The 497-nt window shown below is 59.6% G+C and carries 1 protein-coding gene and 1 pseudogene; both read right to left on the bottom strand.

The window, feature by feature from the left end; all coding sequences use genetic code 11:
* On the bottom strand, positions 1 to 364 hold a 364-nt coding region (locus tag CRV02_RS14390; RefSeq protein WP_074459002.1), incomplete at its 3' end, for a phage tail length tape measure family protein.
* A pseudogene (locus tag CRV02_RS15100) lies at positions 357 to 497 on the bottom strand (phage tail assembly protein T); the annotation flags it as partial. The gene CRV02_RS14390 and the pseudogene CRV02_RS15100, both read right to left, overlap by 8 nt.

A 497-nucleotide genomic window follows, 5' to 3' on the forward strand; every position in this document is an offset into this window, starting at 1 on the left:
TCGGCAGGGTGATCGCACCGGCAAGCCCCCTGAACATGGGGATCATCCCGCCGAAGGAGTCCTTCACCTGCCCCCCCTGTTGCAGCAGGATCAGCCACGGACTTTGCCCGCCTGCAAGCTGCGTGGCCACGTCGGTGAACTGTGCAGGCAGCATACGCATGGCGGCTTTATACTGCCCGACGGAAATCCCCGCTTTCTGTGCAGCCAGCGCCTGTCGGCTCAGCGACTGTTCAACGACTGCCGCTGTTTTTTTCGCATCACTTTCCGTACCAGAAAAATGACGCCTGACTCTGGCCATCTGCTCGTCAAATCTGGCCGCATCCAGACTCAAATCAACGACCAGATCGCCTACCGGTTCAGCCATACCGGACTCCTCCTGCGATCCCTTCTGATACTGTCATCAGCATTACGTCATCCTCCGTCATGTCCGCCACATCCGGGGAAGCGGGGATAACTTCATTCCCGTCCGGGCCAAAGCGGACACCTCCGGCAAGCCC

It is taken from the genome of Arcobacter sp. CECT 8989 (assembly GCF_004116715.1).
GTDB lineage: Bacteria > Campylobacterota > Campylobacteria > Campylobacterales > Arcobacteraceae > Halarcobacter.